The following is a 24135-nucleotide window of genomic DNA, read 5'->3' on the forward strand; positions in this document are numbered from 1 at the left end:
TTTATGTGACCGTGCGGGCGCCCGCACGCATCCGTTTTGAGGGGCCGGTGAATAACCGCCCCCCTAAAACTGAATATTACGGATGAACTGTCCGCCGATTTGATTCTGATCCCGAGCCTCCGTTACGGCTTTTCAGATCCTGCTCAATTTCTTCAAGGCTTTTCCCCTTCGTCTCGGTCACTTTAAACCGGACGAACAGGAATGCCATTATTCCGATAGCGGCATAAATGAGAAATAAATAGCTGATGCCGACTGCTTCCATTAGCATCGGATAGGTTAATGAGACAATCAATGTTCCGGCATGCAGCATCAAAGTGGAGACACCCGTCCCGATACCCCGGACATGCAGCGGGAATAATTCAGGAAGCATGACCCACACGGCAGGCCCCCAGCTGACCGCAAACACAATGATAAACAGGCCTAAACAAATCACCGTTGTCCATGATGCGGCTGCTGAATGTTCAAAGAAAAGATTGACCGCTGCCAATACGAGCAGACTGATGACCATGCCCGCATTTCCGGCCAGCAGCAGCGGCTTCCGGCCGATCTTATCAATGACTTTAATAGCCGCAAGCGTCATGATAACATTGACGGCGCCGATTCCGACCGTTCCCAATATAGACGCGGAATTGCCGAACCCGACACTGGTAAATGTTTTCGGTGCGTAATAAATAATTGTATTTGTCCCGATGAATTGCTGCAAAAAGGCAAGTCCGAGGCCGGCAATCAGCGCGGGTCTCACCCACGGCTCAAACAATTCTTTCAAGCCGCCTTCGTTTTCCTTTTCCGCTTCTTTCATCTGATCAATCTCATCATCAATATTCTTCGTTCCCCGCAATGATGAAAGGATTTCTCTTGCTTTCTCTTCTTTGCCGATCGTAAACAGCCAGCGCGGGCTTTCCGGCATAAATAAGATTCCGATCAGCAGAATGACTGACGGCACAACCGCAAGTCCAAGCATCCAGCGCCAAGCGCCTGCATCGGCAAATATATAGTTCACGATATAAGAAACGAGGATTCCGACCGTAATCATCAGCTGATTCAGCGAAGAAAGCGCCCCCCGTTTATGCTTCGGAGCCAGCTCCGATAAATAGAGCGGGACGATCGTTGTCGATGTTCCGACAGCCAGTCCGAGAATAATCCGGAAAAGAACCATCACCTCTGTATTCGGGGCAAAAGCGACTCCTAATCCGCCTATACAAAACAGCAGCGCCGCTCCCATGATGGCCTTCCGCCTGCCGAACCGGTCGGTCAGTTTGCCGGCGAATCCCGATCCGAGAATCGCCCCCGCCAATAACGAACTGACGACGAGGCCTTCTGTAAAGGCGTTCAGTCCCAGTTCTTTTTTCATAAATAAAATAGCTCCGGAAATGACTCCGGTATCATATCCGTATAACGCGCCCCCGAGAGCGCCGAAAAAATAGAGCCATTTATTCGAGTGTATGCTTTTCATGTTATATAGACTCCCTTCATCCAACGCTGTATCCGCGCGGAATTGTTCTACTGCTTCTTTTGCCTGTTTCCGATCGTTTCAAACCTTCCGCACCGTTAATATCCATTATTTTACTGATTATTTTTCACAAAGCGACGAAACATTTCCCGCTTCCTGCCGTCCAATATAATGTGAACCTGATGCAAAAATAACAGTAGATGTTGTCGAAATAGAGAGAAAGATTTAGAATTTTCTCATTTGCAGAGTTGCTCCGAGTCAACAATTATGGTACGCTTCACAAAGAATAGAAACGAGAGGTAATGATATGGAAGAACGATCTCAACGCAGAAAAAAGAAAAGACGCCTCAGAAAATGGGTGAAATTTGTACTGGTATTCGCCGCTTTCTTATTGGTGATCGCCGGTTCCGTCGGCACCTACGCATTTGTGAAATTGAATAATGCGACCAAAGAAGCGCACGTCAGCCTTGACCGCGGCGACCAGTCCGTAAAACGGATCAAAGAATTTGACCCGAAGAAGGATTCTTTCACCGTATTGCTTTTAGGAATAGACGCCCGTGACAATAAGGGTGAATCAGTAGATGACGCAAGAAGTGACGCCAACGTGCTCGTCACCTTCAACCGGAAAAAGAAAACAGCGACGATGCTCAGCATTCCGCGGGATTCCTATGTCAACATCCCGGGACACGGCTATGACAAATTCGCGCACGCACATGCTTACGGCGGTTATAATTTAACTTATAAAACAGTAGAAAACATGTTTGATATTCCGGTAGATTATGTGGTTGAAAGCAACTTCGACGCGTTCCGCGATGTCGTCAATGAGTTGAACGGCGTTACGGTAAATGTGAAAAGCCAGAAAATTGCCGATCGTATTAAAGTCGATACAAAAGGAAAAGTCGTGCTGAAGCCGGGCGTCCAGACGCTTGACGGTGAGCAGGCACTGGCTTATGTAAGAACACGCAAAGCGGACACCGATCTGATGCGCGGACAAAGACAGATGGAAGTGCTGAGCGCCATTATTAAAAAATCTAAATCGTTAAGCTCGATCCCATCTTATGACGATATCGTCGACAGCTTAGGGAAAAACTTAAAAATGAACTTATCTCTTAATGACGCCATCGGTCTGTTCCCGTTTATCACATCGCTGAAATCGGTGAATTCTTTGCAGCTGACAGGTTCAGACAGCTACATTTACACTCCTCAGTACGGCAAAAATATTTATTACTTCAAGCTGAATGAGGAAAACCTTCAAGAAGTAAAAACGAAATTAAAAAATGATTTAGACGCGTAAGATGTCACGGCGGGATTAGCAAATCCCGCCGTTTTTCTGTTGAAAAAAAGGACATGAAGGTATAGCCTTTTAACTGACGGCTTTCTGCTGATTTCGCACAAAGCTGAACATACTACATGAAGCAGCTTTATTTTTAAGGAGGGCATCCATACATATGAAATTGATAGCCATTGACTTAGACGGCACATTACTGAATTCGGACAGTGTGATTTCTCCGGAAAACAGAGCGGCTTTACAAAGAGCGGATGAAGCGGGCATTCTCGTGGCCATCTGCACGGGCAGAGCCACGTTTGATGTAAAAGCGCTCTTGAAGGATTTGGATATTCCGATCATTGCGGCAAACGGCGGGACAGTCCATGACAAAGGATACCGCCTCGTCAGCCGGCTCTTAATGGATCAGCAGGCCGGGAAGGATATCGCCGCTTATTTAACGGACAAAGACATTTACTTTGAGGTCTATACAGATGATCATCTGCTGTCCCCGTTTGACGGCGAGTCCAAACTGCAGGCAGAACTGGACATTCTGAAAAGCGCCAATCCTAAGGAAGATATTCAGACATTATGGGAGGGCGCAAAGACGCAGTTCAAACAATTCGGCATTAAACCCGTACAGGATATACAGGCGATTTTTAACGGAGACGAACATGTTTACAAGCTTCTTTGTTTCTCTTTTGATATGGAAAAACTGAGAAACGCCAAAGAAGAAATTACACATCATCGGAAATTATCCCAGACATCTTCCGGAAAACACATTATCGAAATCCTCCCTGCCGGTTCCGGAAAGGGACGTGCTCTGACGGAGCTTGCCTCACTGTACGGAATTGAAAAACAGGATATTTACGCCATCGGCGACAGCCCGAATGATTTCTCCATGTTTGAAGCGGCGGGAAACCGCATCGCTATGGGCAATGCGATTGATGAACTGAAAGAAAAAAGCACCTATATTACAAAAAGCAACGATGAAAACGGCGTCGCATATTTCATCAACCGGCTTCTCGACAATGAGCAATAAAAGGTAAAAGTCAGGTCTTTCACGGCCTGGCTTTTTCATGTTTTCTAAAAAAGGAATTTCCAAAATTGAAAATAAATTGTAAGATAAAGAAAAAAGGAGTTTCATGATGTCGAATGCAATCGCTATTATAGGATTTTTAGCTTTTCTCTGCGCAGTCGGATACGGAATTTTTCATCTCATATGCAAAGCGGCAAAAAAAGAAAAACATTTTTCAAAAAAGCTGTTTTGGCCTCTTCTCATCGGCGGATTTATCCTGCTTCTGACCGGTGCATCCCTCGCAGAGCCGGACGCCTCGGCCGTGAAGGCAGAGGAGAAATACAGCACCCTTGATACGGCTTATCAAAAATTGACGAAGGAACACCAGGCGCTTGAGAAAAAATATGAAAGCATCAGTGCCGCAGCCGAAAAGGAGAAATCCGAAGCTGAAGTCGGCAATGAAGAAAAACTCAGCAAACTCAGCCAAGAGATAAGCGAGCTGAAAAAAACAAACAAATCACTCAAACAAGACAATGAGAAATTAAAAAATTCACAAAAGAAGCTCGAAAAGACCGCTGAAACGCTTCAGTCAGAAAATAAAACTTTAAAGCGGCAGAAAGCAGAAACAAAAACATCCGAAAACGCGGAAACGGCGCAAAACAACGCCCCTTCCTCCGGAGGACATGCCGAAACGAAAGCAGCCGGCACCTCACAGGGATGCGACATTAAAGGCAGCCGGAACGGCATTTATCACACGCCGGGAAGTACGTACTACGACCGGACGACAGATCCCGCGGAAATGTTCTGTTCTGTAGAGGATGCGATAGCGGCCGGATACAGAGCGCCGAAACGGTAAAAGAAAAAGACGTCAGAGACACTCTCTGACGTCTTTTTTTACGGAAGCCGGATGCCGCCCGCATATTTGTCCTTCCAATAAGCGCTTGTGTTCATATTTGTTATGGTAACACCTGCGGACACGGTGACATGAATCACTTGTCCGTTCCCGATATAAATGGCCGGATTCAGGCTTTCCGCTTTAAAGAAGACCAGATCGCCGGGCTTCAGATCTTGTTTATCGACCGGAACGCCCGCCTGCATCTGCTTGTCGGCATAACGCGGCAGGCTGATTCCTTTCGCTTTTTGATAGATGTATTGAACAAATCCCGCCGTATCAAAGCCGGTTTCCGGTGAAGCGCCGCCTTTCAGATAAGAAATTCCGATATGATCGGCCGCTGTGGACACAACGGGATTGTCTTTAGAAATGGCTAAATTGCTGAATCGGCGCACCCCTGTGAAATGTTTTTTCCAATAATCTTCCGCCAAGTAAGAAATGGTGACTTTTTCGGAGCGGCTTGCTTGGATGAACCTTCCCTCTCCCGCATAAATGCCCGCATGGGAAATTCCTTTTTTATACGTATCGCTGAAATAAATCACGTCCCCGGGCTTTATGTCGCTCAGTTTGATTTTCTCACCGACCAGCCACTGCTGTTCCGCAGATCTCGGCAGGTAAATGTGAAGCTTGTTTTCAAAAACATATTGGACCAGCCCCGAACAGTCGAATCCCGCCTCAGGCGTGCTTCCGCCGAATACATACGGAATGTCGAGGTAACGGGCTGCCTCCTGAACGATCGGATCATCAGCCAGTTCCGGATCTTTTGTCATCCGCTTTGCGCCAAGATATAAATTCATCCAATAACTGCTTTTTTGAAAGCGTGTGACGGTTACGCCTTCTGACGGAGAACTGTGTATCATCTCTCCGTTTCCGATATACAGACCGTCATGGACGGCCGCGTTTTGTGTTGAATCTGACTTTTTGAAAAACACAAGATCTCCCGGTAAAAGGTCATTTTCTTTGACGGCGGCTCCGACTTTCCATTGATCACTGACCGTTCTCGGCAGATGGATGTTCTGCCTGCTGAAAAGATAATGCATCAATCCGGACGGGTCAAAACCGTCCTCAGGCTCTTCGCCTCCGTAAACATATTTATTTCCGACAAGTTTTTGCGCGTCTGAAACGATCAGGACAGAAACTTGAGAATCCGCTTCGGCAATTTCCGTTCTCGTTACTGCAGGTGCCACAAGACAAATCATAAGGCCGGCAAGGATGTACTTCCTCCAGCTTGTGAGCATGTTTTCTATTCACTCTCCTCATTTTTAGTAGTTTTTACATCGGTAACTTTTAACAAATGTTTAGGAGAGCACACAAAAAAAGAATGCCCGATATGGGCATTCTTTACTGGATTCGGAACAAACAATATGCCGGCAAGCGGAATCATGCGCTTATTTTGCGCCCGCTGTGTCCTCTTGCTGAATTTTTTGCATTTCCGTGTCAATTTTTTGTTTTTCCTGATCTGTGAGCTGATCATTGTATTTAAACGCAGACATAAACATAAACACCATAATGATCGCGGCAAACGGCCATCCTGCTTTAATGATTTTCATTTGTTTTTCACTCCGCTTTCTTTTTTAAGATATCGCTGTGATCCACATCAAACGTTAATTTTCCATCCTTGACGCTCCACTTGAAATTCGATTCTTTCGTCAGTTCACGTACGATCGTTTTATGATTGATGCTGCCTTTTTTAACCGGTGCAGGCGTTGCTTCATGAATGTTCATCGGCGTGACTTCAAAGCGTCCCGTGCCGTTTTTCTGGAGATGATATTGAACAAGCGCCGTGTCTCTCGTTCTTGTCCACCCCTGGTCGAATACGAAGTTGCCCAGGCTGTAGAAAATAACGGTGCCGTGGTACATTTCGATCGGTTCCAGCACGTGCGGATGGTGTCCCACGATAATATCCGCTCCGGCATCGGACATTGCTCTTGCCAATTGGCGCTGTCTGTCATTCGGATCATTATCGTATTCCTGTCCCCAGTGTGTTTGAACAATGACAAGATCGGCTTTCTTTTTGGCTTTAGAAATCATCGGAATAAACAGCTCTGGATCGGCCGGAAGCACACCCGGCGCATTTCGTTTAGCTGCAAAACCTTTTCCGGAAACATCAGTGAAACCCAGTGTTGCGATTTTGATTCCGTTTACATCTTGATAAGAAATGTTCTGCTCGGCTTCCTTCAGCGTGAGGCCTGCTCCGACAAGTTCAAGATTTTGCTTTGAAAACTCTTCAACCGTATCCCGCATTCCTTGAGGGCCGTAATCCATCGCATGGTTGTTGGCTGCCGTGAGAACTGTGAAATTCATGTCCTTCAATACTTTTACGGCATCTTTGTTTGACTGAAGGTGGATATTTTTTTCTGCTTCTTTGTAGTTCTTTTTATATGTAACCGGGTTTTCAAAGTTCCCTGACACATAGTCGGATGATTCGAAGAATGGCTTTGCATAACGGAAGACACTCTCCGTGCCTTTATGCTTTGTCACTTTCTCGACATTCCGGCCCATCATAATATCTCCGACAAATGAGGCTGATACAAGGTCATCGGCATTTCTTTTCACACTCGGCGTTTCCGCCTTCCCTGTCAGGATGCAGACGAACATCAGGCAAAAGACGATCGGCAGCGCGATAAAAACGTGAAGATTGGTCTTCTTTTTCTGCTGTTTGGTCAGCTTCAGCAGTTTTTCTTGAAAGCTTAATTGTTTTTTCATCGTTTGACACACCTTACATTAGATTAAGTAGTAAGCAAACATAATGGCAAAAGTTGCGCCGCTTAAGAACAGCGTGCTGGCGAATGTAATCGTTAATCCCTGTTTCTGAATGGTATTGGCGATCAGACCCGGTACGATGATACCGATTCCGCGGAATTCTGATATCTCAAACGGTACGATCGGGTAAAGAAAATCAAGGGCGATTTTTAAGCAGATTCCCGTTATCAGCATAGCTGCGAATTTTCTGCGTCCGTACAATATCATAAATCTGGATAAACCGTATTTGACGATCACGTATGTAAGAAGACTCACCAGCAGTACGAGTAAAATAAAGACCGGCTGGTTAAATACGAGCCCTAAATAACCCGGCACAACTAAACCGGCAGGTACGATACCTGTTTTTTCCGCGAAAATTAAACTGATTAACACGCCTAAAATAAGTGAAATGTATAAATCTGATCCGAACATTTATCCTTTTCCTCCTAGCTAACGAGCTGTTTCACCTTATACTCTTGGATTTTTTCAATTAATGGTTCCGCTGAACCGTGGATATTGCCGACGCCATATATGACACGGTTTTGCATTCTTGTTTTCAGCACGTCCATGATTTCGTCTGTTGATTTATATTCCAGATCGTGCAGTGTATCGGCAGGAATCTTGCCTTCTTCATAAGCTCTGACGATCGGTTCTGTCGTCTCGCCGATGAGTATGAGTTCCTTCGTTTTAATGTACGGAAGCACGTCGTTTGCGAACTGAATCGTTCTGTCCACACGGTCGGCGCGGCAGTTCATGATGACGATCGGTTCATCTGTCGGGTAGCCGATTTCCTTTACACGTTTCCATATATTTAAAGTAGAAGATGCATCATTTGCGGCAAAGCCGTTTACGAAATGACCGGGCTCCTTCGTGCTGAGCAGCGGCAGGATTCTCATGGCGCCAGGATCAGGCGGCGCATTCAGCATTCCTTTAAACGCCGTTTCTTCATCTATCCCAAGAGCCTGGGCAACGCCGAGCGCCAGGGAAGCGTTATCAGGAAAGACCATATATTCAAATTTTCGAAGGTATTCATCTGTAATTTTAGAGTTATCCGCAATAATGACCTCGGTATTCCGCTCTGCGGCTTTTTCTTTAAAGAAGTCTGTGTATTCACTGTCTGTAATGACAAGGTGACCGTTATACGGTATCGTCGCGGTAAAAGCTTCAGCAATCTCATCAAGCGTCGGCCCCATGACATCCATATGGTCTTCAAGCACATTCACGATGACGCCGATGTTGGCTTGAAGGAGTTCTTCCTGAAAGATAATCTGATAATCCGGGTTTACCGCCATACATTCACTGACAATGGCATTGGCGCCCCGTTCTACGGTTTCCTTCATTACTTCTTTTTGCTCGCCGATATTCGGGCCCTGCGGTTTCCGTTTGATCGGTTTCTCCTCAGGTGTATCCCAATAGATCATCCTTGCATCTGTTCCCGTCGTTTTTCCGACTGTTTTGTAGCCCGCCTCCATCAGTATTCCGGTCGTCAGCCTCGTTACGGTTGACTTTCCGCGGATACCATTAATATTGACGCGTACTGGCAGAGCATCGATATTCTTCTGATGCCGCCTTTTTTCAATGATTCCGATGATTAGTACGGCAGCACAGGCTATAATGAGTAACCACATTGATTTTTGACATCTCCTTCTGTATTGATAAATTCATTCATCAGTATATAGCTTCACTATGAATTCTCAATCGGCATTATGTAACATAATCTTCCCGCTTTCACTGAGCCAAACTTCTCTATTAGTGACGCTATTCTTCCTATTATCGAATTGCTTTTTTTGGGAATAGGCAGGACTTAAACCTTACTTCAATTTTTCAAAAGAAAAATGTATGCGTTTACATTTCCACACAGAAATTCATTTGGACCAATGGGACTATACGCGTTCCGGAAGAAAAAGATGTAATGATAATCCATCTTTTACAGCCTGTTATATCAGCGTTTTCCGCACTGCGCATACGTTTCGGGACTCTATGTCCGCTGTGTGCAGACTGCCTGTTTTGTTAAGGATAAGGTCTTAAAGTCATTCATTTTTCCCCCGTATCCTGCTTTCAGTCCCATTCCAAAATAACTAGCGGAATGACTGGTACGTGACAGAAAAAGACGGGTCCGGAGTGTTTACAAGAAATACACATTTTATATGCGGAAAGCCTATCTCCTTTTAAAGCATTTACAGGACATTTATCACTCTTTTGAAATAATTTTAATAAATCTTTATATTCGTTCAAGAAATATTCATCCATAATTGTGAAGTTCTTGGTAAAACGTCGAGAAACTCCTCTATTTTATAAAATGCATAAAAAAGGAATACCCGCTGAAAACTACAAATAACCGGGAAAGGAGGCGGTCTGATGTCTGCGGATAAACAAAACAAACGGATTTCCGGCGATTTTGAATCGGCTGTACGGGAAATGCAGGAGCTGATGTGTGTTTGCGGTGATTTTAAAATACGAAGGATCAAACTGCAGGACCGTCATACCGCTTTCTTTTATATTGAACAAATGATAGAAGAACAGAAGCTGAATGAGTTTCTGTTAAGCGACACCCTGCAGAACGGTCCGCTTGAGGAAACGATGAATGCCGTCAGCAGTGCGGAAACGGATGAAACCAGAAAACTCATTGACGGGATTTTGGCAGGCCAGGTTGTTTTTCTCAGCGATGCATCAAGGAAAGCGAAGCTGTTTTCCGTCGGGCAGAATCCGCTGCGTTCCATTATGGAACCCGAATCTGAAAGTATCGTCCGCGGCGCCCATGACGGGTTTGTGGAAAGTTTGGAAACGAACATTCATCAGCTGCGGTTTCACATACAGGACCGCCATCTCTCCGTTCATTATATGGATATCGGGGAAAGAGCCAAATCAAAGGTTGCGGTTATCTTTGTTGAGAATATCGCCAATCCGGAGATTGTGGAGGAAGTGAAGCGGCGCCTGTCATACCTGCGTATAGACAGCGTGCTTGCGCCCGGAATTATCGAGGAGTCGATAGAAGATAATTCGTTTTCCATTTTTCCGCAGATCGTTCATACGGAACGGCCGGATAAAGCAAAAGCATGCGTGATGGAAGGCTGTGTGCTGATCATGATGGATGGCAGCCCGTCGGCCTTGATTGCGCCGATCACGTTCTTTTCCTTTTTTCAATCGCCGGATGACTACAGCACGAGGTGGATTTCCGCCAGTTTTTTGAGAGTGCTGAGATTTTTCGCCTTTATGATCGCGATTACACTGCCCGCTTTTTATATCGCGCTGATTGCGTTTCATTTTGAAGTCATTCCCAACGATTTGATTATCACCATGAAAAATTCGATTGTTGATATTCCCTTCCCTCCGCTGATAGAGGCCATGATTATGGAGATTACGATTGAGCTGATCCGCGAAGCCGGTATCAGGCTGCCGAAACCGATCAGTCAGACGATCGGCATTGTCGGCGGTCTCGTGATCGGTGACGCAGTCGTTCAGGCGGGACTCATTTCTAATATGATGATTATCGTCGTGGCCGTTACGGCCGTTTCTTCTTTTGTGCTTCCTTCATATGAAATGAGCACGTCCATTCGAACGCTCAGATTTCCGCTTATGTTTCTGGCATCCTCGTTCGGTTTTATCGGCATCGCATTCGGCTTCGGACTTATTCTGATGAACCTGTGCAAGCTTGAATCCCTCGGCGTTCCGTATTTATCATCTCTGACGCCGTTTCATTTCAGTGACTTAAAGGATGCATTTATCCGGCTGCCGGCCTGGTTTATTAAAAGAAGGCCTTTTTATTTGAGACCGCAAGATTCAAAGCAGATAAAACATGTTCGGGGGTGGAGAAAAGATGAAGCCTAAAAAAATCAGCCGGCTTCAAGGCGTGTTTTTCATTAATCAGACGCAGATCAGCATCGGCATTTTGGCGCTGCCCCATTTACTGATGATGAAATCGGGAAGCAGCGGATGGATTTCCATTCTGCTTACCGGATTGCTCGTCCAGCTTACCTTCAGCCTGTATATGATATTATTTCACCGGTTTCCGAAGCTGAACCTGTATGAAATGCTGGAGGAGGTGTTCGGAACACTTGCCGGCAAAGGGGTGCAGGTGCTGTATATTTTATATTTCGCGTTTCTCTGCACGCTCATTCTTTCTGTATTTACACGTTTATTGGATATCTGGGTGCTCCCTCAGACTCCGAATTGGGTGATCAGCTTAATGCTGATCCTCGGTTCTGTCTATATCGCCCAAGCCCCGCTGAATGCGATCGCAAGGTTCAGCTTTATTTTAACGCCGTTTTTGCTGCTGATCTCTCTGCCGCTTTTATACACACTGGGAAAAGCCGATATCACATACATTATGCCGATTTTTCACGGAACCGCAAAAGACATGCTTACCGGGGTGCAGCAAACCCTTGTCAGCATTACCGGCTTTCAGGCGGCGCTTGTGATCGGGCCCCTTATCAACTGCACCGTCAGCCAGCGCTACAAAATACTGACGATTTCAAACGGCTTGATTATCCTTTATTACCTGTATATCACTCTTACTTGCTTTGTCACCATCAGCCCCGAAGAAATAAAAATGATCCCGGAGCCTGTGCTGTACCTGTTAAAAACCGTTTCATTCAGAATTATCGAACGGACGGATCTGCTCTTTTTGACGTTTTGGTTCGTGACCGTCTTTTCAACGCTGGCCAACGTGTTTTACTTGGCAAGCACCGGCATCGCCAAGCTGTTCAATCAAAAAGATCACAGCCGGTTTGTTTATCCGCTGGCCCTGCTCGTCTTCCTTCTGTCTATTTGGGCCACAAGCACAGATAAAACGATACAGCAGCTGGATCAGTTTTTCCGCATTTCCGATATTGTGTTTGTGTATTTGTTTCCGTTGTTTATGGTATTGATTGTCCTTGTACGCAAAAAGGGTGTCCGCCATGCGCATTAAAAAAGCGGTTCTTATCAGTCTCATGTGCGCAAGCCTGACACTTGCCGGCTGCTGGGATCAAAATTTGTTGAAAGATATTTCTCTCGTGCTGACCGCAAGCCTTGATGTTGATCATGACGGTAAAAATAAAATCGGCATTACCTATCGGAAGGTTCAGTCCTCCCAGGCGGAACAGGAAACGGGCGGCTCATTCATTACGACGGTGCTCAGCGCTTCCGGACACACCATCCGTGAAGCGCGGTTTCAATTGGATAAGCTTGTCGACCAGCGCATTGACACGTCCAAGCAAAGAGTCTTATTAATCGGTGAGAAAATGGCGGAAAAACCGCTTTTTCCTTATCTCGATGTCTTTTACAGAGATCCGAAAAGTCCGCTTCTCGCTCATCCGGCGGTTGTAAAAGACGGCGAGGCGATTGAAGTGCTGAAGCTGATCGTCCGGCAGAAATTGATCGTCAGCAAGTATTTAACGAATTTATTAACAAGCGCTAATGCGGAATCAAATATCAGCATGGAAAATTTGCAATCCATCCGTTCAAGCATGCTGACGGCTGATAAGGATTTCGCCCTTCCTTATTTATCGATTAACGGACAGACGATAAAGGTAGAGGGTTCTGCCCTGTTCAGCGGCCAGCGGAAAGTGACTGAGGTGCTCGGTCAGGATTCGACCCTCCTGACCCTTTTAAGCGGGCAATTTAATAAATCGGCTAATATTAATCTGAAGCTGTGGGACAAATACAAAATGGATATTGAAAATTATCTTTCTCTCGGCATCACGGATGCCACGCGAAAGATTGTATTTATAGATACAGATCCGCAGCATATAAAAGTGAAAATCCGTTTAAAGCTGAACGCACGCGTCTTGGAATATCCGAAGGACAAACTGAATTCTTATACGGCAATCGACCAAATGAACAAACAAGCATCAGCAAATTTGAACAGCCAGGCCAGATCGGTGATCAGCCATATTCAGGAGCACAACTCGGATATCCTCGGCATCGGCCGGAAATATCAAACCCATTATTATGAGCGGGGCAAGCGGCTCAATTGGCGTGAGGTCTATCCTTCTATCGAGATAATCCCTGATATCAAAGTGAATATCTCGCAAATCGGCATCGTGAACTAAAAGAGACCCCGGTCTCTTTTTTTGTTGCCAACCGAAATGATTCGTGGTACTCTTTCCGTGTAAACGGTTACATAAATGAAGGGGGAGTGTTTGTTGGCAACGATTAAAGATGTCGCAGGCGCTGCCGGCGTCTCTGTTGCCACGGTCTCGCGTGTCCTCAATGACAACGGCTACGTCCATGAAGATACACGAACGAAGGTCATGCTTGCCATGGAGAAGCTGAATTATTATCCGAATGAAGTTGCCCGCTCTCTTTATAAAAGAGAATCCAGACTGGTCGGGCTTTTGCTTCCGGATATTACGAACCCCTTTTTCCCGCAGCTTGCCCGCGGCGCTGAAGACGAGCTGCAGCGGGAAGGATACCGGCTGATCATCGGCAACAGCGATGAAGAATTGGAAAAAGAACTAGACTACCTGCAAACATTTAAACAAAATCAAGTTGCCGGTATTTTGGCGGCCACCCATTACCCCGACCTTCCCGAATACAGCGGCAGCCTTTACCCGGTCGTATTTCTGGACCGGACAAAAGAAGGCGCCCCATCCGTATTCAGTGACGGGCGGGCAGGCGGAAAACGGGCGGCTGAGGAAATGCTTCGCGGCAAAAGCACAAGCATCACGCTTGTCAAAGGCCCAGGCCACCTTCCGACCGCTCAGGAACGTTTTAACGGCGCACTTGATGTGCTGTATAAAGCGGGCGCGCAGTTCAATGTCATCTCCGCCGCTTCATTTTCTATCAAGGATGCCGCCGTTTTAGCAGAAAAATTGTTTACAGCATACCCCGAAACCGACGGAGTCATTGCCAGCAACGATATTGCGGCGGCTGCCGTCCTCCATGAGGCGCTGCGGCTCGGTAAAAAAGTTCCGGAGGAGATTCAGATCATCGGATACGACGATATTCCGCAGAGCAGGCTTTTGTTTCCGCCGCTTTCAACCATCCGCCAGCCTGCATATGAGATGGGAAAACAAGCGGCAAACCTGCTGCTGCAATTGATAAAGAAAGAGCCGCCGAAAGAGACGGCCATTCAAATGCCCGTGACTTATATAAAAAGACAAACGACGAGAAAGGATGATCACCATGAGTGAAATTTGTGTTATCGGAAGCTGTTCTATGGATCTGGTCGTCACATCCGAACGGCGTCCGAAAGCCGGAGAAACCGTACTGGGCACAGACTTTCAAACCGTGCCCGGGGGAAAAGGCGCAAACCAGGCCGTAGCCGCTTCCCGCCTTGGCGCGAACGTATATATGGTAGGAAAAGCTGGCAGTGACAGCTACGGAAAAGCGATTATTGAAAACCTGAAGGCAAACGGTGTCAATACGGACTATATGGAAACGGTTACACATAAAAAAAGCGGAACGGCTCATATTGTGCTCGCAGAAGGAGACAACAGCATCGTCGTCGTAAAAGGCGCAAACGATGACATCTCACCCGATTATGCCAAAAGTGCGCTGGCAAAACTTCCCGGCATTGATATCGTGCTGATCCAGCAGGAGATTCCTGAAGAAACCGTTGAAGAAGTGTGCAGCTACTGCCGCGCGCACCAAATTCCGGTTATCCTGAATCCCGCGCCGGCCCGCCCGCTGAAACAATCGACGATTGAGAATGCCGCATATCTTACGCCGAACGAACATGAAGCATCCATTTTATTTCCTGACCGGACGAAAGAAGAAGCGCTCGCCGGCTATCCCGGCAAACTGTTCATTACCGAAGGAAAACAAGGCGTACGCTACTCAGACGGCACCGCGGAACGGCTTGTTCCCGGCTTCCCTGCAGAAGCGGTCGACACGACGGGTGCCGGCGATACCTTTAATGCGGCACTTGCCGTCGCGCTCGCGGAAGGACGGGACATCGAGCAAGCGCTCCTGTTCGCCAACCGCGCCGCCTCCCTGTCCGTGCAGCACTTCGGCGCCCAAGGCGGGATGCCGGTCAGAAAAGAAGTTGAGGAGCTGCTGTCATGAAAAAACACGGAATGTTAAACAGCCACATTGCCAAAGTATTAGCCGATCTCGGGCATACAGACCTCATCGCGATCGCCGATGCGGGTCTCCCCGTCCCTGACGGCGTCCCTAAAATTGATTTGTCCTTAACGGCGGGCATTCCCGCCTTTCGGGACGTGACCAGCCTGGTAGCCGGGGAGATGGCCGTCGAAAAGGTGATGGCCGCCTCCGAGATCAAAGACGAAAATCCCGAGAATGCAAGTTTCATAGAAAGCCATTTCTCAGCGCAGACGATCGAGTACATGTCCCACTCGGAATTCAAACGGCTCACACAGCAAGCAAAAGCCGTCATCCGGACGGGTGAAATGACACCATACGCCAACTGCATCCTGCAGGCGGGTGTGATTTTCTAGAAAGAAGGGATCCAGCATGCACATCGGCATGACAGACATTCATAAAGCATTCGGCAAAAACCAAGTGCTCTCCGGCGTCTCATTTGAGCTTCTGCCGGGAGAAATCCACGCTTTAATGGGAGAAAACGGAGCGGGCAAATCGACGTTAATGAATCTGCTCACCGGGCTCTACCGGCTCGACAAGGGAAACATTACGATAAACGGAACAAATATGAATTTCTCCAATCCAAAGGAAGCCGAAAAGCACGGAATCGCCTTTATCCATCAGGAACTGAATATATGGCCGGACATGACGGTGCTTGAAAATCTTTTTATCGGCAAAGAGCTGACGACGGCGTTCGGCGTTTTGGAAACGAAGAAAATGAAAGCGCTAGCAAAATCACAGCTTGAAAAACTGGGAGTCTCTCTTCCTCTTGACCGGGAAGCCGGACAATGTTCCGTCGGCCAGCAGCAAATGATTGAGATTGCCAAAGCGCTGATGACAAACGCTGAAGTCATTATTATGGACGAACCGACCGCGGCGCTGACCGAACGGGAAATCAGCAAACTGTTTGACGTGATGACGGCGTTAAAGCGGGACGGCGTATCCATTGTCTATATTTCGCACCGAATGGAAGAGATATTTTCAATTTGCGACCGGATCACCATTATGCGGGACGGCCTCACTGTCGATACGGCGCATATGAAAGATACTCATTTTGATGAAGTGGTCAAAAAAATGGTCGGGCGGGAGCTGACCAATCGGTATCCGACCCGCACGCCGTCACTCGGCGATAAGGTGCTCGAAGTGAAAAATGTCTCAAAAAAAGGAAGCTTTTCACAGATCAGTTTCCATGTGAGCGCCGGAGAAATCCTCGGCGTTTCCGGCTTAATGGGTGCCGGACGGACAGAAATCATGAGGGCGCTGTTCGGAATTGACCGGCTCGATTCCGGAGAGGTCTGGATTTCCGGCCGAAAAACCGGCATTCGGGGTCCGTACGATGCCATCCGCAAGGGACTCGGCCTGATTACGGAGAACCGCAAAGATGAAGGGCTGCTGCTGGATACGTCCATTCGTGAAAATATCTCATTGCCGAACCTGACCAGCTTCTCTCCGAAAGGCATCATTGACCGAAAACGCGAGGCGGAGTTCGTTGAGCTGCTCATCAAGCGTCTGACCATTAAGACTGCATCTCCGGAAACCGCCGCCCGGCATTTATCAGGAGGAAATCAGCAAAAAGTCGTCATCGCCAAATGGATCGGAATCGGCCCGAAAGTCCTCATCCTTGATGAACCGACAAGAGGCGTCGACGTAGGCGCGAAAAGGGAAATCTATTCATTAATGAATGAACTGACCGATCGCGGAGTCGCCATCATCATGGTGTCTTCCGAGCTGCCGGAAATTCTCGGCATGAGTGACAGAATCATCGTCGTCCACGAAGGGCGCATCAGCGGAGAAATCAATGCGGCAGACGCAACACAAGAACACATCATGACACTTGCCACGGGAGGGCAGCAGTATGAAAACTGAACCAATAACATCAACTGAACAAAAGCGATTTTCCATTCATACCTTCACGCAAAAACTCGGTCCGTTTCTCGGCTTACTGATTCTTGTGCTGATCGTTTCCGTTTTAAACCCGAGTTTTCTTGAACCTCTCAATATTCTCAATCTTCTTCGGCAGGTTGCGATTAACGCTCTGATTGCCTTCGGAATGACGTTTGTCATTTTAACGGGAGGCATTGATCTCTCTGTCGGAGCCATCCTCGCCTTATCGAGCGCATTGGTCGCAGGTATGATGGTCTCAGGCATCGACCCGATCTTAGCCGTCATCATCGGCTGCGTGATCGGCGCCGTACTCGGCATGATAAACGGATTATTAATCACAAAAGGAAAAATGGCGCCGTTCATCGCCACTTTGGCGACAATGACCGTCTTTCGCGGACTGACCCTCGTCTATACGGACGGAAATCCGATTACGGGGCTCGGTTCAAATTACGCATTTCAATTATTCGGGCGCGGTTATTTTCTCGGCATCCCCGTACCTGCCATTACGATGCTGATTGCATTTGCGGCCCTGTGGGTTCTTCTGCACAAAACACCGTTCGGCCGCCGGACATACGCCATCGGCGGCAATGAGAAAGCGGCGCTGATATCGGGAATCAAAGTGCCCCGCATCAAGATCATGATCTATTCTCTGACAGGTTTATTATCGGCGCTGGCGGGAGTGATTCTGACATCACGCTTAAATTCCGCACAGCCGACGGCCGGAGAATCATACGAGCTGGACGCCATCGCAGCGGTCGTTCTCGGCGGAACGAGCCTGTCCGGCGGTCGAGGGCGCATCATCGGTACGCTGATCGGGGTTTTGATTATCGGTACGCTGAACAACGGCTTGAACCTTCTCGGCGTATCATCGTTTTATCAGCTCGTCGTCAAAGGAATCGTCATTTTAATCGCGGTGCTGCTGGACCGCAAAAAATCGGCATAGTAGGAGGACCATTATGAAGAAAGCCATCATCACGATCGCGGCATTATCACTGTTTTTGCTGTCCGCCTGTTCACTTGAACCGCCGCAATGGGCAAAACCGTCAAACACAAAACATAAAAAAGAATTCACTATCGGGCTCTCCGTCTCCACATTAAACAATCCGTTCTTCGTTTCATTAAAAGAAGGCGTTGTAAAGGAAGCCAAAAAACGGGGCATGAAGGTCATTATTGTCGATGCCCAAAATGATTCATCTAAACAGTCAAATGACGTAGAAGATTTGATCCAGCAGGGAGTCGATGCGCTGCTGATCAATCCGACCGATTCATCAGCGATTTCAACAGCCGTCGAATCGGCAAATTCCCTCGGCATTCCCGTCATTGCGCTGGATCGTTCAGCCGAACACGGCAAAGTCGAAACGCTTGTCGCCTCTGACAATGTCAAAGGAGGAGAAATGGCGGCTGACTACCTCGCCGATCAGCTCGGAAAAGGCGCCAAAGTGGCTGAATTGCAAGGGGTGCCGGGCGCATCCGCGACACGGGAACGCGGAACGGGCTTTCATCATATTGCCGACAAAAAGCTGGATGTCGTAACGAAGCAAGCGGCAGATTTTGACCGTACAAAAGGATTGACCGTCATGGAAAACCTGCTGCAGGGACATCCGGATATCAAAGCCGTGTTCGCCCATAATGATGAAATGGCACTCGGGGCGCTCGAAGCGATTAACAGCTCGGGCAAACACATTTTGGTCGTCGGTTTCGACGGAAATAAAGATGCGATTTCTTCCATTAAAAGCGGGAAGCTGACAGCCACGGTCGCCCAGCAGCCGGAGCTGATCGGAAAACTGGCGGCCGAAGCGGCGGAGCAGGTGCTCAAAGGAGAAAAAGTCAAAAAAACCATTTCCGCTCCATTGAAACTTCAAACGCAAAAATAACCGGCTGATGTTTAGACTTCCGGTAAAACGTGAAAGGATGAAGTAAAAGGAGAGATACAGATGAAGAAAACAGCCAAAGCGGCATCCATCCTGACCCTTGCAGCGGGAATATCAGCGGCTTCAGCTGCCGGAATAACGCCTCTTCCCGAGACACACGCGCAAGAAGCGGTCAAAATTGACGATCTGTACAGCTACCCGCTTGACTCTTATCTTGTTTCCGCGGAAGCATTGAACGTGAGAACAAAAGCATCAGCAGCCAGTCCGAGAGCTGATACCCTTCATTTAGGCGACAGCTTAAAGATCGTTTCATTCCAGAACGCTGACTGGGCAAAAGTACATTATAAAAACGGAAAAACAGGATTTGTATCTACTCATTATATTGTTAAAGAAGCAACAACCGTAAAAACGACGGCAAAAACAAAAGTATATACAGACAAACAAGCGGTCAAAGCTTCCCTTGCCAAAAACACGAGCGTTTCTTTCCTCGGATGGAAAAAGACAGCCGGCGGCGGCATTGATTTCGGCTGGGCGCTTGTCGATTACGGGGGCGCAACGGGATATATCAGCACAAAAGATCTGCAAAAACTGACATAATATCAAAACGGATTTCGCAAATTCAGCGCGAAATCCGTTTTTTCTTTCTTGAGCAGTCAGAAACGTCTAAGGTTCGAAATATTTCTCACGAAATATTGTCGGATGAAGATGAATGCATACGACTCTAAAATGGCTTCTTTATGTAATCCGCCAGGCGTTTGGCGTTGTCACGGATAGCCGCAGCATCGGCGCTGCTAACCCCGTACATCGCGAAAGCCGGCAAATAGGTCATTCCCGTAAAATTAGCCATTGCCTGAAACGGCCTTAAGAGCTCGCTCAGTGAAAAATGGTTGGACCCGCCTGCCTGATATGCATCCTCTCCGGCACCTACAGAAACAGCCAGCAGCAATTCTTTGCCGTGCAGCGCCTTTCCTTTGGAACCGTAAGCCCAGCCATACGCCAGCACATGATCCATCCATGTTTTTAAAAGCGGAGGCGCACTGTACCAGTACAGCGGGAATTGAAATACGATCCGGTCATACTGTTCACACAGCTGCCGTTCCTTTTCCCCATCTATTTTCCCGTCCGGATATTCTTTATAAAGCTCACGGACCGTGATGTCATCATGATTTTTTAATTCTTCTGTCCACGCCTTATTGACCGCTGAGTTGTCCATGTCAGGATGAACCGCTAATACCAATACTTTCACAGCTACCACACCTTTCCCTTTTGACTGTATTTTACCTAATCTTTGCCGGTTCAGCCAAATAAAAAGAAAGCCCCCGAGAAAAATGAGGCTTTCTTTTTTATTTTATTCCGGACTTCCTTCGGTTGTTTCAATATCCTTCGCAAAATTCGGATTATCTAAATTTGCGTTGAAAAAGTCCGCCGTATTCGGAAGCTTGAGGTTCATATTCATTTTTTGAGAAATGGTCACTTTACAATCTTTAATGACATAGTCAAACACGTGTCCCCCGGAATTGCGTCCTTCATCAATGAAGTGCAGGTGATATCCGGAAACAGCGATGCCGTTTGCGTAACCCGGCGTCCAGAAGCCGGCGATTGTACCCTGAATGTCGTCAAAGTTGAACACAGGCTGTGTTTTCACCGCTTCAATCATCGGAACGTACGGTTTCTCCTGGCGTTCTACCGTTCTTGTCTGCACCTTTTTAAATACGCCGTCTAAACGGATCGCATAAAATAAGTTTTTACTAGGCAGAAGGCTGGCGATTTCCTGCTCGAATTCTTCACGGGTCATTTCGCCGTCGATCGTATGCGTCATGTCCGGCGTGAAAAATGTGAATGAGCAGAATGGTGACAGGTCTCCGCCTTTAACAGGCGTAGCCGTTCCGTCGCCGCGCAGACGGTAAAATTCGCCGTCAAATCCGATTAATTCGCCGTCCAGTTTATTGAACGTGCCGATCCCGAAATCACCGAACTTCGGAATGTCAGCCATATCAAAATCTCCGTCATACACTCCGTCCAGCAGAGATGTCATGGTGGATACTTGATAGATTTGATCCTCAGGTGAGCCTTTTTCTCCGCGGCTCATCATATGGATGTCGCTTGCATTTTTCATATTCCCTTCACTCCTTTTAAATTGGGCTGTTTTAGAAAACAGGTCATGGTGCGCAGAGTGCTAGAGAGCTTTTGCTTTCATTTTTTCTTTGAATTGCTTCGGAAGCATGTCGCTTGATAAATGGACATTGTCACTGTAATCGACAGGAATGTCAATGATGACAGGGCCTTCTGTGTTCAAGCCTTTTTGCAGCACGTCTGCCAGCTGTTCCGGTGACTCAACGCGCAAGCCGGTGGCGCCGAAGCTTTCTGCATATTTTACGATGTCAATGTTTCCGAAATCTACGCATGATGTACGGTTATATTTTTTCATTTGCTGGAATGCGACCATATCATATGTGCTGTCATTCCATACAAGGTGAACGATCGGCGCTTTTAAGCGGACTGCCGTTTCCAATTCCATTGCAGAGAACAGGAATCCTCCGTCTCCTGAAACGGATACGACTTTTTCACCCGGATTCACCAATGTGGCGGCAATCGCCCAAGGAAGCGCTACGCCCAATGTCTGCATGCCGTTGCTGATCAACAGCTTCAGCGGCTCATAAGCGCGGAAGTAGCGGGACATCCAGATCGCGTGAGAACCGATATCGCAAGTGACGGTTACGTCGTCATCAATTGCATTGCGGAGTTCTTGGACGATTTGCAGAGGATGCACTCTGTCGGATTTATGATCGCTTGGCGCCTTCTCGCTGTCTGTGAGCATCTGTTTTAACTCGCTCAGCACTTCTTTTTCACGGCTGCCCATATCAAATGTCACAGCGTCGTGTTCAATTTGTTTAACCGTAGCGGGGATATCGCCTAATAATTCTAATTCCGGCTGATAGGCATGATCGATATCGGCCTGGATTTCGTCAAGATGGATAATAGCACGGTCACCGTTTACGTTCCAGAACTTCGGATCGTATTCAATCGGATCATAACCGATCGTTAATACGACATCTGCCTGTTCAAGCAGAAGATCGCCCGGCTGGTTGCGGAACAGTCCGATCCGGCCGAAATATTGGTCTTCCAGCTCTCTGGACAATGTGCCGGCCCCTTGGTACGTTTCTACGAAAGGCAGTTTTGTTTTGGCAAGCAGTTTGCGGATTTGTTTTACCGCTTCCGGTCTTCCGCCTTTCATGCCGACTAACAGAACGGGAAGTTTCGCCGTCTGGATTTTCGCGATAGCCGCGCTGACCGCCTCTTCCGGTGCAGGGCCTTGTTTCGGCGCCGGCACGCTGCGTACGTTTTTCACATTTGTGATTTCATTCACAACATCCTGCGGAAAGCTCACAAAAGCCGCGCCTGCCTGACCTGCTGACGCTGCCCTGAAGGCGTTTGTTACCGCTTCTGGTATATTCCCTGTTTCCTGTACTTCTACACTGTATTTTGTAATCGGCTGAAATAGCGCCGCATTGTCCAATGATTGGTGTGTCCGTTTTAACCGGTCTGCGCGAATTACGTTACCCGCCAGCGCCACTACCGGATCACCTTCTGTATTAGCCGTTAACAAGCCGGTCGCCAAGTTGGATGCCCCCGGGCCTGAAGTAACGAGACAAACGCCTGGTTTTCCAGTCAGTCTTCCGACAGCCGCAGCCATAAATGCAGCGTTCTGTTCGTGACGGCATAAAACCAGTTCAGGTCCTTTATCTTTTAACGCATCAAATACTGCATCAATTTTTGCACCCGGAATGCCAAAAACATGTGTGACACCTTGCTCCACTAAGCAATCAACAACAAGCTCCGCCCCCCGATTTTTTTCAGAGGTTTTTAGTTCATTTGTTGCTTTTGCCAACACCCTCACTCCTTATTATGCATATTAAATATAAAATTTTAAGTAATTTGTGATATTATTCACTATACACTCTTTGGAAATTGACCTCCAATATCAATTCGCCGTATGATTAATATGTTTCACGAATAATTAACAAAGAGAAAGGAATGGATAAGGATGGAGCTTCGCCATCTTCAATACTTTATTGCCGTTGCCGAAGAACTTCATTTCGGCAAAGCGGCGCTTCGGTTAAATATGACACAGCCGCCTCTCAGCCAGCAGATCAAACAGCTTGAGAAGGAAGTCGGCGTGACCTTATTAAAGCGCACGAAACGGGTTGTAGAGCTTTCAGCTGCCGGAGAAAGTTTTTTAAAACACAGCAGAAACGCGATCGAAGAAATAGACAAAGCGATTGAAATGGCGCAGAGAACGGCGCGGGGAGAGCTCGGCCGCCTTGTCGTCGGTTTTGTCGGCTCGGCCACATATGAATTTCTGCCGCCGATCATTCGGGAATTCCGCGAAAAATTCCCCTCCGTCAAGCTTGATCTGCGTGAAATTTCTTCTTTCAGACAGCAGGAAGAACTTCTGAAGGGGAACATTGATATCGGCATCCTTCATCCGCCTTTACAACATTCCGCGTTACATATGGAAAAGGTGCAGAGCAGCCCGTGCATTCTGGCTTTGCCGAAGCAGCACCCGCTTACCGCTAAACAGACAATCGACATTCAGGATTTAAAAAATGAACCGATTATCACACTGTCGAAAGAAACATGGCCGACTTTATACCTGGAGTTTGTAAACTACTGCGAGCAGGCGGGCTTCAAACCGAAAATCGTTCAGGAAGCGACCGAGTATCAAATGGTGATCGGATTGGTTAGTGCCGGTATCGGTGTAACCTTCGTGCCTTCTTCTGCTAAAAAGCTGTTTAATCTCGAAGTCGCCTACCGCGGCATTAATCAGGCGCAGCTCACTGCCGAATGGGTCATTGCCTACCGCAAGGATAATCAAAATCCGATCCTGAAACATTTTCTGGATATTATGAATAAACGCCAGGCTTTATTGCAGGCGGATAAGGAAAATGCATAAAAAAGAGGGCCGCCGAAAGCAGCCTCTTTTTTTTG

At 47.4% G+C, this 24135-nt stretch carries 23 protein-coding genes; 14 read left to right on the top strand and 9 right to left on the bottom strand.

Features of this window, described 5'->3' with window-relative positions; all coding sequences use genetic code 11:
* Positions 1 to 76: 76 nt before the first annotated feature.
* Positions 77 to 1453, bottom strand: a complete 1377-nt coding sequence (locus tag L3V45_RS17010; protein WP_014305946.1) for a sugar porter family MFS transporter — start codon at positions 1451 to 1453, stop codon at positions 77 to 79.
* A 304-nt stretch (positions 1454 to 1757) separates the two neighbouring features.
* Between L3V45_RS17010 and L3V45_RS17015 the strand changes: the two genes are divergently transcribed.
* From L3V45_RS17015 to L3V45_RS17025, 3 genes are all read left to right on the top strand, one after another.
* Positions 1758 to 2744, top strand: coding sequence for an LCP family protein (locus tag L3V45_RS17015; protein WP_003151348.1), 987 nt, complete (start codon positions 1758 to 1760; stop codon positions 2742 to 2744).
* Positions 2745 to 2898: 154 nt separating this feature from the next.
* Positions 2899 to 3756 carry a Cof-type HAD-IIB family hydrolase gene (locus L3V45_RS17020; RefSeq protein WP_014305947.1) on the top strand — a complete coding sequence of 286 codons (858 nt, stop codon included), beginning with the start codon at positions 2899 to 2901 and terminating at the stop codon, positions 3754 to 3756.
* 106 nt (positions 3757 to 3862) lie between these two features.
* The gene (locus L3V45_RS17025; protein WP_169539197.1) at positions 3863 to 4588 is read left to right on the top strand and encodes a sunset domain-containing protein; all 726 of its coding nucleotides are present in this window, start codon (positions 3863 to 3865) and stop codon (positions 4586 to 4588) included.
* A gap of 38 nt (positions 4589 to 4626) precedes the next feature.
* Here the strand turns inward: L3V45_RS17025 and L3V45_RS17030 are convergent, their stop codons facing one another.
* The 5 genes from L3V45_RS17030 to pgsB all read right to left on the bottom strand — a co-directional run bounded on the left by L3V45_RS17030 (position 4627) and on the right by pgsB (position 8994).
* On the bottom strand, positions 4627 to 5862 hold the full coding sequence (locus L3V45_RS17030; RefSeq protein WP_014305949.1) for a C40 family peptidase: 1236 nt from the start codon (positions 5860 to 5862) through the stop codon (positions 4627 to 4629).
* A gap of 150 nt (positions 5863 to 6012) precedes the next feature.
* On the bottom strand, positions 6013 to 6174 hold the full coding sequence (locus L3V45_RS17035; RefSeq protein ID WP_003151344.1) for an extrachromosomal elements maintenance protein EdmS: 162 nt from the start codon (positions 6172 to 6174) through the stop codon (positions 6013 to 6015).
* 7 nt (positions 6175 to 6181) lie between these two features.
* Positions 6182 to 7330: a CapA family protein gene (locus L3V45_RS17040; protein ID WP_003151341.1), complete on the bottom strand. Its 1149-nt coding sequence runs from the start codon at positions 7328 to 7330 to the stop codon at positions 6182 to 6184.
* An 18-nt stretch (positions 7331 to 7348) separates the two neighbouring features.
* The gene (pgsC, locus tag L3V45_RS17045) at positions 7349 to 7798 is read right to left on the bottom strand and encodes a poly-gamma-glutamate biosynthesis protein PgsC (RefSeq protein WP_003151340.1); all 450 of its coding nucleotides are present in this window, start codon (positions 7796 to 7798) and stop codon (positions 7349 to 7351) included.
* 14 nt (positions 7799 to 7812) lie between these two features.
* A complete protein-coding gene (pgsB, locus tag L3V45_RS17050) occupies positions 7813 to 8994 on the bottom strand; it encodes a poly-gamma-glutamate synthase PgsB (RefSeq protein WP_003151337.1) in 1182 nt (393 codons plus the stop codon).
* A 730-nt stretch (positions 8995 to 9724) separates the two neighbouring features.
* Here pgsB and L3V45_RS17055 point away from each other — a divergent pair.
* The 10 genes from L3V45_RS17055 (at position 9725) to L3V45_RS17100 (ending at position 19743) form a co-directional block, all read left to right on the top strand.
* Positions 9725 to 11194: a spore germination protein gene (locus L3V45_RS17055; protein WP_003151334.1), complete on the top strand. Its 1470-nt coding sequence runs from the start codon at positions 9725 to 9727 to the stop codon at positions 11192 to 11194.
* Positions 11184 to 12275 carry a GerAB/ArcD/ProY family transporter gene (locus L3V45_RS17060; RefSeq protein WP_003151333.1) on the top strand — a complete coding sequence of 364 codons (1092 nt, stop codon included), beginning with the start codon at positions 11184 to 11186 and terminating at the stop codon, positions 12273 to 12275. Before L3V45_RS17055 ends, L3V45_RS17060 begins: the two co-directional genes overlap by 11 nt.
* Complete coding sequence (locus L3V45_RS17065; RefSeq protein WP_014305952.1) at positions 12265 to 13398, top strand: Ger(x)C family spore germination protein; 1134 nt, start codon at positions 12265 to 12267, stop codon at positions 13396 to 13398. Before L3V45_RS17060 ends, L3V45_RS17065 begins: the two co-directional genes overlap by 11 nt.
* A gap of 93 nt (positions 13399 to 13491) precedes the next feature.
* A complete protein-coding gene (locus L3V45_RS17070; RefSeq protein WP_043867482.1) occupies positions 13492 to 14481 on the top strand; it encodes a LacI family DNA-binding transcriptional regulator in 990 nt (329 codons plus the stop codon).
* A complete protein-coding gene (rbsK, locus tag L3V45_RS17075; RefSeq protein WP_043867483.1) occupies positions 14474 to 15355 on the top strand; it encodes a ribokinase in 882 nt (293 codons plus the stop codon). Before L3V45_RS17070 ends, rbsK begins: the two co-directional genes overlap by 8 nt.
* Entirely contained in the window at positions 15352 to 15747 is a 396-nt protein-coding gene (gene rbsD, locus L3V45_RS17080) for a D-ribose pyranase (protein ID WP_060387203.1), read from the top strand. Before rbsK ends, rbsD begins: the two co-directional genes overlap by 4 nt.
* Positions 15748 to 15763: 16 nt before the next feature.
* Positions 15764 to 17257 carry a sugar ABC transporter ATP-binding protein gene (locus L3V45_RS17085; RefSeq protein WP_043867485.1) on the top strand — a complete coding sequence of 498 codons (1494 nt, stop codon included), beginning with the start codon at positions 15764 to 15766 and terminating at the stop codon, positions 17255 to 17257.
* Positions 17247 to 18218: a ribose ABC transporter permease RbsC gene (gene rbsC / locus L3V45_RS17090; RefSeq protein WP_139886761.1), complete on the top strand. Its 972-nt coding sequence runs from the start codon at positions 17247 to 17249 to the stop codon at positions 18216 to 18218. Before L3V45_RS17085 ends, rbsC begins: the two co-directional genes overlap by 11 nt.
* A 13-nt stretch (positions 18219 to 18231) precedes the next feature.
* Positions 18232 to 19149 carry a ribose ABC transporter substrate-binding protein RbsB gene (rbsB, locus tag L3V45_RS17095; RefSeq protein ID WP_024085886.1) on the top strand — a complete coding sequence of 306 codons (918 nt, stop codon included), beginning with the start codon at positions 18232 to 18234 and terminating at the stop codon, positions 19147 to 19149.
* Positions 19150 to 19209: 60 nt separating this feature from the next.
* A complete protein-coding gene (locus tag L3V45_RS17100; RefSeq protein ID WP_024085887.1) occupies positions 19210 to 19743 on the top strand; it encodes an SH3 domain-containing protein in 534 nt (177 codons plus the stop codon).
* A gap of 124 nt (positions 19744 to 19867) precedes the next feature.
* Here L3V45_RS17100 and L3V45_RS17105 read toward each other — a convergent pair whose 3' ends face one another.
* From L3V45_RS17105 to alsS, 3 genes are all read right to left on the bottom strand, one after another.
* Positions 19868 to 20392: an NAD(P)H-dependent oxidoreductase gene (locus tag L3V45_RS17105; protein WP_003151320.1), complete on the bottom strand. Its 525-nt coding sequence runs from the start codon at positions 20390 to 20392 to the stop codon at positions 19868 to 19870.
* A gap of 102 nt (positions 20393 to 20494) precedes the next feature.
* The gene (gene budA / locus L3V45_RS17110; protein WP_003151318.1) at positions 20495 to 21262 is read right to left on the bottom strand and encodes an acetolactate decarboxylase; all 768 of its coding nucleotides are present in this window, start codon (positions 21260 to 21262) and stop codon (positions 20495 to 20497) included.
* Positions 21263 to 21322: 60 nt separating this feature from the next.
* A complete protein-coding gene (gene alsS, locus L3V45_RS17115) occupies positions 21323 to 23035 on the bottom strand; it encodes an acetolactate synthase AlsS (protein WP_015387606.1) in 1713 nt (570 codons plus the stop codon).
* Between the two features lie 156 nt (positions 23036 to 23191).
* On the opposite strand from alsS, the gene alsR reads away from it, so the two are divergent.
* A complete protein-coding gene (alsR, locus tag L3V45_RS17120; protein ID WP_003151316.1) occupies positions 23192 to 24100 on the top strand; it encodes an acetoin biosynthesis transcriptional regulator AlsR in 909 nt (302 codons plus the stop codon).
* Positions 24101 to 24135: the final 35 nt, after the last annotated feature.

It is taken from the genome of Bacillus sp. R45, assembly GCF_021729365.1.
GTDB lineage: Bacteria > Bacillota > Bacilli > Bacillales > Bacillaceae > Bacillus > Bacillus velezensis.